Genomic DNA, 16,771 nt, shown 5'->3' with positions numbered 1-16,771 from the left:
CCCAATACAAAAAAGTGTCAGGCACTAAAATGGACCTCTGTCCATAAGTAGTGCCTGACACTTTAACTTCTTTATTACGCATCATGAAAAGGAAACAAAAGAACCGTCCCCATGATTATGCTTTTTGTCTTCGAGTCATTACGTCAAATATTACTGCTAAGGCTAATACGCCACCGCGGATCATATATTGCGGGGCAATTCCCACTCCCATCAAGTTCATTCCGTTTGTTAGGGTAGCCATAACTATCGCACCGATAACGGCTCCTGTTACTTTACCAACTCCACCTGCAGCGGATACACCACCAACAAACGCTGCTGCAATTGCATCAAGTTCGAATAGGGTTCCAGCAGTTGTTGTTGCGGCTTGCAAACGTGCTGTGAACAAAATACCTGACAAGGCTGAAAGCATACCCATTGAACCAAATACCAGAAAGGTTATTTTACTAACATTGATACCACTAAGGTGGGCTGCTTCAGGATTACTACCAACAGCATAAATATGGCGTCCTATTACTGTCTTCGTAGTAACGAAATGATAAACAATTACCACTAATAGGATAATAACAACCGTCCAAGAGATACCATTATAACCGGCTAAAAGCCAAGTGAAATAAGCTATAATCGTTGAAACAAAAGCTATCTGCAGAATAAACATCTGTTTTGAAACCACTTCAAAATTATATTTCATTTTATTTCTTCGATTAGATATGGCACTATAAATATAAAGTAGGATTCCAACCAAACCAACAAGCAACGATAGTAAATGTAATCCACCGATTTCCATGATTGAAGGAATATATCCATTACCTATTGCATTAAAAACATCGTTATCCACATTGATAGTTCCAGATCGTTCTGTTACTGATAGGATTGCACCTCGATAGATAAGCCATCCAGCTAATGTCGCAACAAAGGCAGGAATTCCAACTTTTGCTACCAAAAAGCCTGTAATGGAACCAGCAACAATACCTAGTATTAGTACAATTGGAAAGACAATATATACTGGAATCCCATTCAAAAGTAAAATTGCTGAAATCGCACCAAGAAAACCAGCTAAAAATCCAATCGATAAGTCAATATGGCGTATAACAATTACAAGCATTACACCGACAGCAAGCACAGCAATATAACCTGCTGAATCTAATAGATTACTTATATTTCGTGAGGACATAAATAACCCATCTGTCAAAATAGAAAAAGTGATCATAATGACAAATAAGGCAATATACATCCCATAATCACGAATATTATGTTTAATGACTTGCTTTGCTTCTTTTAACAAATTCACGTGTTTTACCTCCTATTGCGTCGCAAGCTGCATAATCTTTTCTTGACTTGCTTCCTCTGCTGACATCTCACCTTTTATTTCGCCTTCAGCCATTACATAAACACGATCGCTCATTCCCAAAATTTCACCAAGCTCCGATGAAATCATGATAATGCTCATTCCTTTATCAATCAGTTCATTCATGACAGAGTAAATTTCAAATTTAGCACCAACATCAATACCGCGTGTCGGTTCATCCAGAATCAATAGTTTCGGACTCACAAAAAGCCACTTTCCTAAGGAAACCTTCTGTTGATTACCACCACTCAAGTTACCAGCCATCTGTAAGATCGATGGTGTTTTAATTCCTAATGATGCTCTATATTCTTCAGCAACTTTGATTTCTTCGTTTTCATTTACTATTCCATTAGAGGAGATACCCTTTAAATTCCCTGCAGAAATATTTTGTTTAATATCCTGAAGTAAAAACAGCCCATTGCCTTTTCTATCTTCAGTAACATAGGCAATTCCAGCCTTAATCGCATCACTAGTGTGTTTATAGTAGGCAATCATACCTTCAACAAACAAATCACCTTGCAACTTATAATTTTTTGCATTTCCAAAAATACTCTGTGCGAGCTCCGTTCTCCCAGCACCCATAAGGCCTGCAAGGCCGATAATTTCACCGCGATTAACATGAATATTAACATCTTTGGCCACATTACGGCCTAAAGTAGAGTCATAGGCAGACCAGTTAATTAGTTCTAATATTTTCTCGCCAAACTCTTTGTTAGATCTTTTAGGATATATATTTCCGATATCTCGACCAACCATGTTTTTGATAATGGCAGCTTCGGTAATTTCTCCTTTGGATGCATCCAATGTACACATTGTTTCCCCGTCCCGGAGTACCGTTGCTTTGTCTGCAATGGCGATTACTTCTTTAAGTTTGTGGGAAATCATAATGCTTGTGATTCCTTGCTCTTTTAAGGCTCGCAACAAATTCAATAGATTCTCACTATCGTCCTCGTTTAGTGCTGCTGTCGGCTCGTCCAAAATGAGTAGTTTTACTTCCTTACTCAATGCCTTGGCAATTTCAATTAATTGTTGTTTACCTACTCCTAATTCCTTTATTAATGTTTCGGGATTTACTTTTAATTTAACCTTTTCAAGAAGATCCTTTGATTGAACGATTGCTTCGTTCCAGTCTAAAATACCACCTTTCTGTATTTCATTGTTTATAAATATATTTTCATAAACAGCGAGATCAGGAAATAAGGCTAGCTCTTGATAAATAATTGCGATACCAACATCAACGCTATCAGGTATTTTATTAAACTTTTGCACCTCGCCATTAAATACGATATCACCATCATAATTTCCAAAAGGATAGACGCCGCTAAGTACCTTCATCAATGTAGACTTTCCGGCACCATTTTCTCCTACGAGACAATGAATTTCTCCTCTTTGCACCTTAAAATTTACATTAGAGAGCGCCTTCACACCTGTAAACTCTTTTGATATCTGGTTCATCTCTAAAATATAATCGCTCATGTTATGCCTCCCTTAACCAGACCACTTAACAATCACGGAATAGTGATAGAAAATCTATCACTATTCCACCTCAAACTATTCTTTATTCCAATCCAGTAAATTCACTAGCTTCATAGTATCCAGAGTCAACTATTTCTACTTTTACATTGTCTGCATCAACACTAATAACATCTGATTGTTTTGCTGGTACTTCAATTGATCCATTATCGTAAGAACCAGTTGTTTCAGGTGTTTCTCCGTCAAGGATTGTTAGTGCCATATCCATAGCATCTTTTACTAGAGTACGAACATCTTTAAACACAGTCATTGATTGCTTACCATCAATGATGTACTGTATAGAAGCGGTTGTTGCATCTTGACCTGATATAACATAGCTTGTAATTGCTGGGTCTCCTGAGAATACGTCAGCAATTGCACGAGCGGTATCATCGTTTGGTCCAAGGATAGCTACATCACCTTTCATGTCAGCACCTGCTGCAGTTAAGTGTGTTTCAGCCTTATTTTTAGCTTCGGCTGGATCCCAACCAGTAGTTAGCTGACTAATGATTGCACTCATTTCCTCACGAGTTAATTCTGCTTTATCTTGTAATGTTTCTGCCTCACTTGAGTTTGCAATGACAAACGTTCCATCTGCAATTTTCGGTTGAAGTACATTCCATGCACCTTCAAAGAATAAAAATGCGTTGTTATCGGTTGCTGCACCAGCATATAAGAATAACGGCACTCCAGATCCTTCTGAATGATCAACTAAGTATTGCGCTTGTGCTGCACCTACTGCAATACTGTCAAATGTCACATAATAATCAACAGCATCTGTATTGGTAATTAGACGGTCATAAGAAATAACTGTAATTCCTTCTTCTTTAGCAGCTTCTACTGTACCACCAGCTGAATCACCATCAACAGGAGTAATAATTAACACATCGATACCTTTACTGATTAAAGTGTCAACATTTTCTTTTTCTTTAGCGGAAGATCCTTGACTGAATAAAATTTCTGCTGAGTAATCAGATTCAGCAATTGCATCTTTAAATCTTTCTTCATCTTGTACCCATCTTTGCTCATCTTTAGTTGGTAATACGATACCTACGCTAAGATCGCCACTTCCTCCAGCACCGCTACTACAACCTGCAGCAACTAGGACGAACATAATGGCAACTAATAAAACCTGAATAATTTTTTTCAACTTTGTAACCCCTCTCAAAACCTTTTTTATTTACTTACAAGCCAAATATATCATCGGAGGCAGACATTGAAAACGCTTTCTTATAGCATTTTTTTATTATTCGTCTGTACTTTTTTAATATTGGCAATTTTTTGGACAATGCTTCATTGAGTTTTCATATCACCATCCACGCTACTAATAGCATCAAAAAAGGCTTAAAGAAATTTTATCTCTAAGCCTTGCATTAGTTTGTTCTTGTTAACAGAACAATTTATGTTTCTCTACGCATCTCATCAAAAGATGATGCATAGTTGAGAATCTCAATCAAAATTATTACAGTGAAAACTAATAGTAAAAAATAAGAAAATAATTTTGCTCCAACAAATATAAGTCCAAATAGCATTAGTTGAAAAAAACCTAAAAGGATTTTTAAAAACATAACGGATTGGTCACCCTTTTCGTCATATGTAGCTAAATTGGTTATCCCCATCCAAAGTAGAAATGAACAAGCTAGTAAATACATGATGAAAGGTAACAAAACATTACGGAACATACTAAAATGTTCACTTGTTGACATTAAACTATACCCACCATCCATTATAAAACTTATTAAAGACATGTTTGCTATATCTCCAGCAATTTTTTGTGCACAAATAGCTAAAGCTAAACTAACAATAATCGTTGTCAGTTGGTTAACGTTATCCAAAAACAATTCTTTACCATATGCCACCATTAAAAACACCTCCTACTTCTACTCTATGAATTCAAGTAGAAAAATAGGACAACTCTATCAAAATTTATAGTAGTTTTATCAGAAGCACCTATTAGATTGATCAATCTAATAACAGTAAAATGAAATGGTTGTTTCAGGTGCTAACATTTCACACAAGATTATAAATAACTTTACATTACCAAATGCCATGTTTGATCGTTGAACAGCCTTTAGCTTATTAAGCTATCTCAGTATTCAGTTTATTCTTTATAAAAATAACCAAGTAAATTAGTAAGTATAGATAACCTAACACTACATAAATAGACCAAATTGAACCTTGTTGTAACTGACTAATTAAATGTTCAAATTCATTTACATCCACTAATCTCCCAATACTATTATTTATAGCGGTAATAGGAACAGTGATTGTTAAAACAATCGTAACAATTGATAGACTTACAATCTTCTTTTGTATTACACTTATAATTGCAGCTCCCAATGTTGTAAAAATCAACAGATAATATATTAACCAAACCCAGCTAGGAAGTGTTTCCCAATACATATTATCACCTCGTTAGTTTTCTGTACTTTTCCCTTACACTTTTAACGTCACAGATAGAAAATTGTAAATCAAATACTTTCTTAATCAAGATTAGCAGCTTAGTAGTTTTACTATCCTTTAAGAAGCTCCATATAATATAGTATTTCTCCTTCGTATTCTACAATCAACATCCCTCTACGTGTTCTATCAAGTGAATAAACCTTTGTGCCTTTCGGTAATTTGGTTGCACTAAGGTCATTAAAAAACCAGGTACTAGTTGTCTGTTTTTTTATTTCGGCTTGGAAGTTGTTTTTAGAAAATGAAATTTCCTCCTTATCATCTTCAAACCATTCTAGATTTGTCACATTGCTAAAAATATGTCCGTCATACTGAATAATGTCTGCATCTTTATTTTGTTTTAATATGTCTCTGGCAGTTATTTTACCACCGTCAGCTACCCCACAACCTGCAATCAAGAATAAAACTAAAAATGCAAGTGATGTTAAAGAAAGTGATTTAGTAATAGCACTCACTCCTATACTCTAATACTAACTACTTCCTTCAGTAATACTTCATCTAACAAAATTACATCTCTTAAACACCTATTATCCTAACAAAGAACCTAATATAAAGGGCAATATGATTAGCAATATAGAACTCAAAATTAGTGCTAAGGTTACTGAATTTGGAAGTTTTAATTTACCTTTTCCTTTATACCACCCTGAAAATTGCAACTTGTTTCTATACAAAACAAAAAGTAACAATAAAATAGCGACAGCACCGAGCCAAGAATAAGTTTGAGTTATTTCATTTGTCGTATAAATGTTGCCTAAAATTGCCCATCCAAACCCACCAAGTAGCGCGAAAATTATAATAATTCGTAGTAGTTCTAGAAATGTCCTCATCTTTAATCTTTCACCTCTTTAGTAAAATAACTATTGAGCAGAATTAACAAATCCATCTGGTAGATCTGTATTTAGCTTGCCTTTCTCACTCATCGCAGGTTTAGTAATTAAACTACTTTGAAAACCACAATTGCAGTCCATACAAAAGTTGAAGTATTTTACTGTTCTTTTCCAAATCTTTAACGCGTTTCTCTAGTTTAGCTATCCTATCACTTAATACATTGCATGAACTTTTAATTCTTGTTGATATTCCTTTGAATAACGAAATCAAGAATAGGATTAAGACGATAAAACCTAAACTATAACCTATAATAATTTCCATAGGAATAGCTTGTTGCTTTATTTTAACAAGGTTTTAATAAGAACCAAGTAATTCAAATTGAACAACAATTGTTATTGCAATTAAAATTAAAAACATTTCAGCTATCGTTAAAATAGCTTGTTTCGGGTATGATGAATAATTCCACTCGAAAAAAGCTCTTACTACAGTTTCCAATGCCAGAAAAAAGATTAGTGCAAGTGAAAATAGGTAGATTACACCTTCATAATAATACAACAAAACAAAAAGTAGAATGAATAGAGTGATTGCAGAAATATTTCTTATCCGGTTGTCAACCTTCCGATGGAGTTCGTTTATATAATTAAAGGAAAAAAATTCTTTTTCAACCTTCTCTATTTTAAGAATCTTTCTCAGAAAAAACTTAATAATTAACACAGTCACTAAAACAATTGCCGAGATCAAACCAAATTTTATCCAGAACACACAACTCCTCCTCTTCCATCCACTTACTTACGTTAGCTTTACAACGGTCTATAAAAATTTCACTATCATTTAATCTCATTTTTATTGGATGGTTCTCCAAAATCTCTTTATGAGAATACCTTAAAACTGCGTTGTTAGTAAATAAGTGAACCATTAAGATCGAATGCTCTCGTATCAGTTAATACTTAAAAACATCATTCTCTTTTTAGTAAAATAGTTTCTGACTTATTATTCCATTCAATTTTAATAGCCAACTCTGCATTTTCAGGTGTCTTTTTCTCATTAATACTAGCTCCTACTTCTTTAAAAACCCCTGCTTCATTTAGTTCAACTCCATCTAGCCCAGTTCCCCATTGAGGTCCATCTATATAATACTTAAAAATCCCAACATCCTCCAGATTGTCCCCCTTATACTTTAATACTACATCCTCGCTTTCCTTTCCAGATGCTTGATGTAATATTACTTGTGCTGACCAACTCTGGCTCTCCCCAACAAACGAAAGAGTTTCAGACAACTGGCAACCAGTTAACAAAAATATTACAAGTAGTAACGGAATTTTAAATTGTCTCATATTTTTTCCTTTCTAGTTATTTAGTTAAATCTTACAAACAGTTAATTTAATATTTCTTTTTCAACTCTTCCACGGATAGAGTTTAAGATTATGTAAATTTTAACATAAAATCCCAATTTATCTTTTAAAGAAAGAAAAAAAGATCGCCATATTGTCAATCCTTTTGTTAACTCTAACAAACTTTATTTATGTTTAGCTTGTTCATCTAAGTTTACTTTCTTATTTGGCATCGGTTCTGGAAAATGAGGTGTGTTTTTTGGAAGAGGATAGGTGTGATTACTATTGGTTCTCCATTAGGTAATGGCAATAAACCATTTTTAAGGAGAACTATTTTTTCTGTTTTCGTGAAGGTGATCACTGGACGTTTCATCCTCTTGGTTCTTAACTTTGGCTAAGGTTTCCTCGTGCGGATGTGATTGCAGGGTCGATATAACTATGAAAATAATGAAAGCCAACAATAGTAATTTAATCTGCAAGGTATCACGCTCCTTATATATATGCTATGCCTCTTTGGGCTTGAACAGTCACCTATGCCATTCCTCATCCTACAAGGAGAGGACAACCACTTGAATTTGGTACAGTCAGTTCTTACCTAACCACACTATCCATCCTATAGTACAACAATTTTTCATAATTAATTATTATGTTTTTTTGTCCATCCAACTAAAAAACCAATCGTAAATATCAATAACATAAAAAGATATGAAATGATTATAATAGTTGTTCCATTCAATGCGTCTGTAAATAATAATGCCAATTTTGTACCCGACCAAATAAATGAAAGCATGTAATATTGACTAATAATTGCTATAGTCATATTTCTGCTTTCATCATCCAAAAGAACAAATTGCATTAAATATAATATAAATGTCAGTAACCAAATACTATTACCAATAAAGAAACTCTTCACTTTGTTACCACTAAAACTGGAAAACTTGATTCCTATCCAGAACCAAAAAACTGCTAAGACTAGTTGGCTCAAAAATGGAGGAAATATCAGCATAAAGGTGTTCGATATAAATCCATAGATAAGAGGAAGCAGTATCCATATGAGTATTTTGTTACTATCTGTCATCTATCTCTTCCCTTATCTTTATAAACCTGACCCCCTATATAGTTGAAGAACAGATGTGATTCCTTCACGAAATAACGAATAAAACTAGTTAGTGTCCCACTGGTACACTTCTTCTTTGGTATGGAAGCCGTCTGCAATAATAGTCTCGTCGATATTAGTTTTATCGACGGCAACTGGCGTAAGGAGAACTGATGGAACTTCAACCTTACCGTTATTTACTTTCAGATTATTATCAACATCTTCTCCTTTGGCAAGTTTAACGGCAAGTTCAGCCGCTTTTTCTGCTAACTCATTGATTGGCTTATATACGGTCATTGTCTGGAGCCCAGCAACAATTCTCTGAGCTGCTGCAAGATCGGCGTCCTGACCCGTGACTGCGACTTTTCCGGTAAGGCCTCGTTCTTCAAGCACCTCAATAACAGCACCTGCCGTCGCATCGTTGGCGGCAATAACTGCATCAATCTGATTATCATTTGCATCTAGAGCTATTTCAATATTTGCTTTTGCATTTGATGGTAACCAATCCTTTGTCCATTGATCAAATACAACAGTGATATCCTCTTTATCAATCAGTGGCTGTAGCACCTTAAACACACCTTTTTTAACCAAGTGCGCATTATTATCGGTCTCTGCACCTCCGATATAAACATATTTACCTTTAGGAACTAAGCTTGTAATCGCCATCGCTTGTAGTTCGCCGACCTTCTCATTATCGTAGGAAACGTACATGTCCACTTCAGCATTATTAATTAACCGGTCATAAGATAATACCTTGATCCCAGCTGAATGAGCCTTTTCCACGATTGCAGCCGTTGACTCGGCATTATGTGGTGTAACAACAAGTAGGTCAATACCGTTGCTAATTAACGTTTCTGCTTGCCATATTTGTAATGCGTCGTCACCATCAGCAGACATTACTTCCACCTCTGCACCAAGCTGTTCGGCTGCTTTTTTGAACAGATCCCGGTCCTTTAGCCAACGCTCCTCGAGTAACGTACCCATTGCAAAGCCGATTTTAATTGTGTCATCAGTAGTTCCGGTTTCGGCAGGCGTATAGGTGACATTTCCTAATGGTCCTTTTATACTAGCACTTTCCTGTTCCTCACAGGCAGAGATAATCGGCACCAACACGAGTATGATTAGCACAAAACTAGCTTGGAAAAAACACCGTTTCATTTGTCTCGCTTCCTTCCTATAAGAAAAGCCAATCGAAACAAGAAAACCATTTGTTTCTGCGCGATGACAATTCTAAGCAGCTTTTTTTAATGTAATACTTGGCAAGCTTCGAAGTAAATTCAACGGAGAATTACTTTCTCTGGAGCTAGACCTCATAGCACATTTTATACTCCTAACTAATAACAAGGCTTCGGCATTCTATCTATGCATGGATGTTCCTTCGATACTCTGTTGGTGAGGCATGACACATTTTTTTGAACACCTTACTGAAATAGTTTGGATCATGGTAACCAACCTCAAAAGTGATTTCCTTTAAGCTTTTCTCTGGATCTCGCATCAGCTTCTTTGCTTTTTCAATCCGACACTCCGTCAAAAAGTTGATGTAATTTACTCCGAGCTGCTCTTTAAAAATTTTGCTAATATAAATTGGACTAAGGCCTACGACCCTACCAATTTCATCTAGTGATATATCCTGATGAGCGTTTTCTATGATATATTGTTTGATTTGTTCAATTGTGTCTGTTTCGAGATTAGCATGACGCTCCTCATACGACTGCTGTAACCTTTCTAGTAAATGATTTGTTTCAGATCGTAGTTGTCGATAATCAGTAGATTGAAAAGGATAGATTGGTGATTCTATTTCTACTCCCATTTCATTAAGTACTTGGGATACAAGCCAAAGGAGCTCCATCAAATGTTGCTGTGTTTGCAGTAAATTGGTTCCTTCCTTTTCATAACGATTAATTAAGTCAGTCACAGTTGCATTAATTTCTCCCCATTGTCCACTACGTATATGTTCAAAAAATTGTTGTTCATATTGCTTTGATGTTTGGTTATCAATACCGGGAACAAGTGTAGGCAAATCAGAATAAAAACGATATTTAACCGGTAGCATCGTATCCCGAGTTGCTAGTAACGATTCTTGATAGGACTGACGAATTTGATCTAATGAACTATAAACGTTACCAATCCCAATAAACCATCCGGCATCATCATTCGATTTTGCCAGTGTCAAGATCTCTCTCGCTAAAAAGATAGCCTGTGAGCGGAACGATAAGTCTTTGTTTCTGAAAACAATGATTGGTAGCTGGCGACCGTATAAAGCGCCAATCCACCCACTTCCTGCTTTCCTAACCTTTTCTCTGATTGCAGGATAATAGACTTCCGAACCGATTGGAAGCAAAAGACTCATAACGAATTTTTCTTCCGTTATCTCCATGTCTAACATCTCAACCAACTCATTTAAATGCACTTCATGGACATGATCGAACAACAGCTGTGTAACGACGTCTGTTTCAAAGACAGACAACGCTTTTTGCAATGTGTCCTGTTGGTATTTATCTTTCTCCTGCGTCTTCCTTTCTGCTTCAATCTGGTTGAAGACCCTACCAATTATATCTACGATGTCTGCAACCTTACTCGGTTTCACCATATAATCAACAACACCTTGCTTCATTGCTAATCGCGCATAGTCAAACGTTGCATAAGCCGTAACCATAATGAATTTAGTATGAGGATAGTCGAGTTTGATTTTTTCTACTGCTTCAAAACCACCAATGCCTGGCATTTGGATATCCATTAACACTAAATCCGGTTGAAACTCTGCCGCTACCTCAATGGCAACTCTACCATTCTTCGCTTGCCTGATTTCGAGATTAGCGAAATTTTTCTCCAAAATTACTTGTAGTGCATCTCGTTCGATTTGCTCATCATCAACCAGTAGTAACTTTATCATCTCTATCGACTCCCCTCTCCTTAAAAATATGTAGGATTACTTTTGTCCCATTTCCCTTGTTACCTTCAATCTTAATTACATCTTCACAACCATTGAAAAGACGAAGGCGTTTCACCACGTTACTTAACCCAATTCCAGATGCGTGACCAGCCATTGTGTCATGTTGTTGTTCCTCATCGATGATTTGCTGAATTTTGTCTTTAGGCATTCCAGGACCATCATCTTCTACCTCAACTGTGACCCGGTCTCCTTCATCTTTTACACGAAACCAGATAACACCACCATCTTCATTTGGTTCAATCGCATGTATCATCGCATTTTCTACAATCGGCTGTAGAGTTAGGCCAGGTATTTCAATATGGAGGCAAGTTTGGTCAATCTCTGTATGAAAGGTTAACCGATCTGTAAATCTAGCTTTCTGAATATTAATATACTGTTTTAAAACGTTGACTTCATCATAAAGTGTCATAGACTTGTCTAAATGCTTTAAGTTGTATCTCAATAAACCAGCAACACTGACAAGTAAATCACTTGTTTCCTCAGAACCTTCCAGATATGCCTTTTTCGAAACAGTATTAAGTGTATTAAACAAGAAATGCGGATTGATTTGACTCTGCAAACTGCGAAGCTGGCTCTCTTTTAAAAGAAGCTTACTTTGCTGAAGCTCGTTTTCAAGCTGTGCCTTCTGTTGAATTTCTGAAATCAAGTTATTAATATTATTTCTCATATGTTCAAACATCTTTCCCAAAAAGGCTATTTCGTCTTTCGAATCAACCTCAATTTTTAAATCAAACCTTCCCTTAGACAATTCACTTGCTGCTCGTGTCAGTTGTTCGACTGGCTTCGTAATTCTTAAGGAAAACCAGTAGGTATAAAGCAATAAGAGAAATGTGATTAACAACAATACCCAAATTCCAAGCTGATTCAGCTCTTCCGATTGGTTAATAATCCCCCGATAAAATCGATCATATGTCTTTAGTTCTGTATCAATTAAAGTAAGTGTCATTTCAGAAATATAATTAGAAATATACGTCGCTTCATTAAGTGCCCTCCTTGCATTCTCAGTTCCAGCTTCTGAATGAAACACAAGGGAACGATCTGTTGTTTCTATAAGACTATCGATTAAGTTAATATAGCTAGTTAATGCTAACTCATTCTCTGTATTTTTAAAATCAGCAACCTCTTCTTTCATCTCTTGAATTTGCATTTTACTATTGTCAATTGTTTCTAGATTTTCGGCAACAGGGATAAGCAAATAATTGTTTAATGCTGTTACCATTTGCTGACTTGTACTCGTTAATTCGTTCATTACTAAATAGCGTTCGAGAATGTTATTATATTGGTCTTGCATTTTTTGATTGTAAAAGGTGAGCGACATCCATATCGTAGCCATAATCAGTAATACAACTACAGCAAGTAACCAGATTTTCTTTTGTATATTCATTGTAGGTCCGTCGCTTTCACCATCCGAATATCAGTAAGATACCCATCCAGATTTAATGGAACCGTATCATTATTCAACCATTCCATCATTAGCTTTACGCTCCGCTCCCCCATTTTTTGAGGAGATTGTTCAATCATCCCATCAAGCTTCCCTTGTTTTAGTAGAGAAAGTGATGCACGATTGTCATCAAAGGAATAAATATGATATGGTATTACTTTTGAGCGCCTCTCTATTTCCTCAATAATATCTTCTGTAAAATTTGAGTTAACTGCAATAAAAGCATCAACATTAGGATAGCGATTCAGTAAGTCTTTTGTCAGAGCGATCCCATGCTCTCCAGCATCTTCCGTTGTTGCTTCTATCATCTCGATGTTCGGATAATCCTTTAGATAATCTTGAATACCCTTCAATCGTTGCTTCTGATAAAATTCTTGTTTGCTGTCCAGCATAAGAATAACTTCCCCTGATGCTCCCATATCCGCTATAAGTTGCTCCGCGATTAATTCCCCTGCTAAATATTGGTTAGAACCAACATAGGTTTTACGAAGGCTTTCTGCTGAGGGAACATCATTTGCGACGGTGATAATAGGGATTCCGTAAGAAGCCGCCTTCACTTTCGTTAATTCCTTGAATTCATCTGTGTCCAACCCTTGCACAATAATGCCGTCCATTTTTGAATAGATAGCTAGTTCAATTTGCTCTAAAAAGTTTTCCTGATTGTTCCCGTAGCTGCCCCATATTTCAATTGTTGCCCCTTCTTTTTCAGCTTGCTTCCTCGCCCCGGCACTAACCTTGTCCCAAAAAGGAGTGTCCAGTTCTTGAGTAATTAACACCAGACGATTATCTAAAGATTCTTGGTCTGATTCTTTCGGCAATTGCCAATTAGCACGATACACATCAAACGCCGAATCGAATGTAAAATAAAATAGCACAACACAAATGATAGCGATTACAAAAGTGGCGATCTTCCTCATAACATGTTGCTCCTTTCAAGCGCTTCATGGGGACGGTTTGGTGACCCATAGGGACGGTTCTTATGTTTCCATTCATAAGCAGTTGGTTAATATAGAATAGTTATGGAATCGCTATAGTATTCGCCGGACAGGATTTTGGCTTGGAAGCACTTCCAGCAATATACTTAAAATGATTCCTTTCGCCATATTATACCTCAAATCCAATCAATTTTTGACTATAAATATAAAATCATATATCACTACTATTCTTTAATAATCTATTTTATCCTTCATTAACTATGAAAGAGTTTAACTAAATCACCCTAAATCATTAAAGGCCGCTTCGATTGTCGATTATCCTAATTCAATATTTTTTTGACAGAAAAGTACGATCAAAAAGAGCTACAGGGGAGTCACCCGTCGTAGCTCTCTCTTATCTATTAGTTTACTATTTGCTTAGGAACTTTCAAATCTACCTTTTTTACTACAATCGAGTTGATTATTGGAATATATGTGTAAATTTCGCGAAAAATTTTACTTGTTTATCTACGATATGGATCGTTAGACCACATTTAGTTATTTTTTTGGTGTTTAAAGTGGCTAAGTCCAGTGCTTTACCAAATTTCACTCCTCTAATTTCTACCTATCATTAAAATAAATCCACTCCTCGTTTCCGGTCTCTGCTGAATAATATTTACCTTCCTCAAAGTCTTCTAGGGTTGAATCCATATGGACAAGTTCAAATTCACCAGATAGGGCTGAATAAATGATCACCGTTTCTGATACGTTCAATCCCTTTTCCTGCAGTGTTTTTTTTGATACCTCTATATCGAGTTCAGTTTGGTTCAACTCATCAAAGTTCGGTACATGCGGATTATGATGGAACATATTTAAATCACCAGTACGCGCATCTAAGTGTAGGATTGTTCCACGTTCAAATGGTGAATAGAGCCTATATTCTCCTGCATAAGGAACTAGTCTATAGCTGTACACCTTAAAACGCGAGTCATTGGCACTATAGTTATAATTAAATCCTAGCGATACTAAATCAAATTGCACTTCATCTCCATAAATTTTTTCAAGATGATCCTTAGCTGTCTCCTCTGCTTCTTCTTCACTCATTATTGGACCAGATGTAAGCTCATGATTGCCATGAAGTTCAAGAATTTGACCAGTTATCCCATCAATTAAACCTGAATAATCCCCTTTCGATCTATAATTATACGTGTAAGGATCTTCGTTTAAGGGACTTTCTTTTTCTAATGTGATGGCCTTCATATCAGTTTCTATAATATTAGCTACTTTTTGATTTAGTTCCATTTTTTCTAAAGGGTGTAATTGTTCTGATAGCTTATGAAAACGGGTGTAGCTATCACTTAATTCATTTATGCTCTCGTAAAATTCATCCATTTCCTTAACATTTAGTGTCTCAAAGTAAGAGCTATACCCATGGTGCATTTCTTTATACTCCTCTGTCATTACTTGGTTTAAATGATTAAAATATTGTTGGACTTGTTGGTATGCCGCTTCATCTGTTTCAGACCACAATCCATGATCATAACGGTATTTCATAACCTCTAGCATGTTGGTAAATCTAGAGGTGTTCATGCTTAAATAGTACGTTGTATTATTCAGAGAACGTTTTTCAATAAAATTAAAATGCTCTTCAAGGGCAATCTTATTTTCAAAAAACTGATGAACAACTGCATGAACATCATCTAAGTCACTATATTCCTCATTTTTTACAACCTCGAATAGGTCTGGCAAGTGTCTTTGCGTGCTATAGTAATCAGTTAATGCCAAGAATAGTTTTTCTCGGTCATTTTTATAATCCGTTATCACCATAGAAAGAATAATGCCAATTAGTAAAAAAGCTACCCATTTTAACCGATTTAATTTTACCTTCAACAATAATTTTTCATCCATTGAAATAGGTGCTTCAGGTTCTACGATTTCTTTTAGTTGGTCAAAGAAACCTTCACCCGTTTCATAACTATTTCTGCATCCTTCACAAATTTGTAAATGCTCCTCAACTGCCTGTTTCACTTCAGGACTTAATTCATTTTCTATATATACTGGATATAAATCCTTTACCACCGCATGATCTAATTTCATCTTTCCTCCCCCACTTCCTGCTTATAATGATTTCTGAATTTCTTCCTTGCCCGATATAACCCCACCTTTACCTGGCCGATTGATTGATTTGTAATTACTGCAATTTCTTCATAGGTTAGCCCATTTCCATCACGTAAAATAATATAAGTTCGATAATTTTCCGGAAGTTTTACTAGTACCTGTTGGATTAAAATTTTGTCATCAAAACGTTTAAAGGGATCCTGTTGAACAACAAATTCCTGATCGACAGCATCTGTATGTATTTCTAATTGTTTTTGTTTTTTTCGATTAAAATTTATATATGTATTTCTCGCAATTTTAAATAGCCAAGTTTTCAGTGATGACTCGCCTCGGAAGCTGGATAAAGATTGGAAAGCCCGGAGAAAGGTATCCTGAGTTAGATCTTCGGCAATATGCTGATTTAGAGTAGATCGATATAGATATAAATAAATCGCATTTTTATATTTTTCATATATCTCTATCCTTGGATCCGACATGTCATTTTCCCCTCTCTATCCATATAGACAGATGACTTCAACAAAAGTTACACGTACAATAGTTTTTTTAGAATCAGGGGGACGGTTCTTTTGTTTTTTTTTTCGGTGAGATGAGTATTAAATCCTATATTTACTCCGCACAAAAATAAATATTTGTTTTCTTGTGATTCCACCACTTAGTATTTGAGTTAACCGCTATCCGACTGAACTGTCCGCAATAAAAAGACATCCATTATCGGATGCCGGTTAATCATTTTCAAAGTGTGACGTTTCAAGGTTACTTAATTAAGAGACAAT

Annotated in this window: 16 protein-coding genes; all 16 read right to left on the bottom strand. The window is 35.8% G+C overall.

All coding sequences use genetic code 11. From position 1 onward, the window contains the following. Positions 1-115: 115 nt before the first annotated feature. The gene (locus GH741_RS02200; protein WP_153735544.1) at positions 116-1,231 is read right to left on the bottom strand and encodes a sugar ABC transporter permease; all 1,116 of its coding nucleotides are present in this window, start codon (positions 1,229-1,231) and stop codon (positions 116-118) included. 69 nt (positions 1,232-1,300) lie between these two features. Continuing rightward, entirely contained in the window at positions 1,301-2,821 is a 1,521-nt protein-coding gene (locus tag GH741_RS02195) for a sugar ABC transporter ATP-binding protein (RefSeq protein ID WP_153735137.1), read from the bottom strand. A gap of 82 nt (positions 2,822-2,903) precedes the next feature. After that, complete coding sequence (locus GH741_RS02190) at positions 2,904-3,971, bottom strand: sugar ABC transporter substrate-binding protein (RefSeq protein WP_153735543.1); 1,068 nt, start codon at positions 3,969-3,971, stop codon at positions 2,904-2,906. A 286-nt stretch (positions 3,972-4,257) separates the two neighbouring features. Beyond that, a complete protein-coding gene (locus GH741_RS02185) occupies positions 4,258-4,719 on the bottom strand; it encodes a hypothetical protein (protein ID WP_153735136.1) in 462 nt (153 codons plus the stop codon). Between the two features lie 217 nt (positions 4,720-4,936). Then, positions 4,937-5,260 (bottom strand): hypothetical protein, encoded by a 324-nt coding sequence (locus GH741_RS02180; protein WP_153735135.1) that lies wholly within the window; start codon positions 5,258-5,260, stop codon positions 4,937-4,939. 110 nt (positions 5,261-5,370) lie between these two features. Continuing rightward, complete coding sequence (locus GH741_RS02175; protein ID WP_153735134.1) at positions 5,371-5,772, bottom strand: hypothetical protein; 402 nt, start codon at positions 5,770-5,772, stop codon at positions 5,371-5,373. Between the two features lie 72 nt (positions 5,773-5,844). Then, positions 5,845-6,144, bottom strand: a complete 300-nt coding sequence (locus GH741_RS02170; protein ID WP_153735133.1) for a hypothetical protein — start codon at positions 6,142-6,144, stop codon at positions 5,845-5,847. Between the two features lie 355 nt (positions 6,145-6,499). Continuing rightward, positions 6,500-6,907, bottom strand: coding sequence for a DUF4181 domain-containing protein (locus GH741_RS02165; protein WP_338079200.1), 408 nt, complete (start codon positions 6,905-6,907; stop codon positions 6,500-6,502). A gap of 194 nt (positions 6,908-7,101) precedes the next feature. Further along, on the bottom strand, positions 7,102-7,479 hold the full coding sequence (locus tag GH741_RS02160) for a hypothetical protein (RefSeq protein ID WP_153735132.1): 378 nt from the start codon (positions 7,477-7,479) through the stop codon (positions 7,102-7,104). Positions 7,480-8,113: 634 nt separating this feature from the next. Further along, positions 8,114-8,554 (bottom strand): hypothetical protein, encoded by a 441-nt coding sequence (locus GH741_RS21735; RefSeq protein WP_153735131.1) that lies wholly within the window; start codon positions 8,552-8,554, stop codon positions 8,114-8,116. Between the two features lie 84 nt (positions 8,555-8,638). Next, on the bottom strand, positions 8,639-9,730 hold the full coding sequence (locus GH741_RS02150) for a sugar ABC transporter substrate-binding protein (protein WP_153735130.1): 1,092 nt from the start codon (positions 9,728-9,730) through the stop codon (positions 8,639-8,641). A gap of 202 nt (positions 9,731-9,932) precedes the next feature. Beyond that, positions 9,933-11,465 carry a response regulator gene (locus GH741_RS02145; protein ID WP_153735129.1) on the bottom strand — a complete coding sequence of 511 codons (1,533 nt, stop codon included), beginning with the start codon at positions 11,463-11,465 and terminating at the stop codon, positions 9,933-9,935. Beyond that, positions 11,443-12,909: a sensor histidine kinase gene (locus GH741_RS02140; RefSeq protein ID WP_153735128.1), complete on the bottom strand. Its 1,467-nt coding sequence runs from the start codon at positions 12,907-12,909 to the stop codon at positions 11,443-11,445. The genes GH741_RS02145 and GH741_RS02140 overlap by 23 nt, the downstream gene beginning before the upstream one ends. Beyond that, entirely contained in the window at positions 12,906-13,883 is a 978-nt protein-coding gene (locus tag GH741_RS02135) for a substrate-binding domain-containing protein (protein ID WP_153735127.1), read from the bottom strand. The genes GH741_RS02140 and GH741_RS02135 overlap by 4 nt, the downstream gene beginning before the upstream one ends. 618 nt (positions 13,884-14,501) lie before the next feature. Then, positions 14,502-15,977, bottom strand: coding sequence for a zf-HC2 domain-containing protein (locus tag GH741_RS02130; RefSeq protein ID WP_153735126.1), 1,476 nt, complete (start codon positions 15,975-15,977; stop codon positions 14,502-14,504). Then, entirely contained in the window at positions 15,974-16,474 is a 501-nt protein-coding gene (locus tag GH741_RS02125; RefSeq protein WP_153735125.1) for an RNA polymerase sigma factor, read from the bottom strand. Before GH741_RS02125 ends, GH741_RS02130 begins: the two co-directional genes overlap by 4 nt. Between the last annotated feature and the right edge of the window lie 297 nt (positions 16,475-16,771).

Origin of the sequence: Aquibacillus halophilus, from assembly GCF_009649745.1 — a bacterium.
Lineage (GTDB): Bacteria > Bacillota > Bacilli > Bacillales > Amphibacillaceae > Aquibacillus > Aquibacillus halophilus.
The sequence above is the reverse complement of the archived record's forward strand: the minus strand, read 5'-3'. Positions and strand labels throughout refer to the sequence as shown.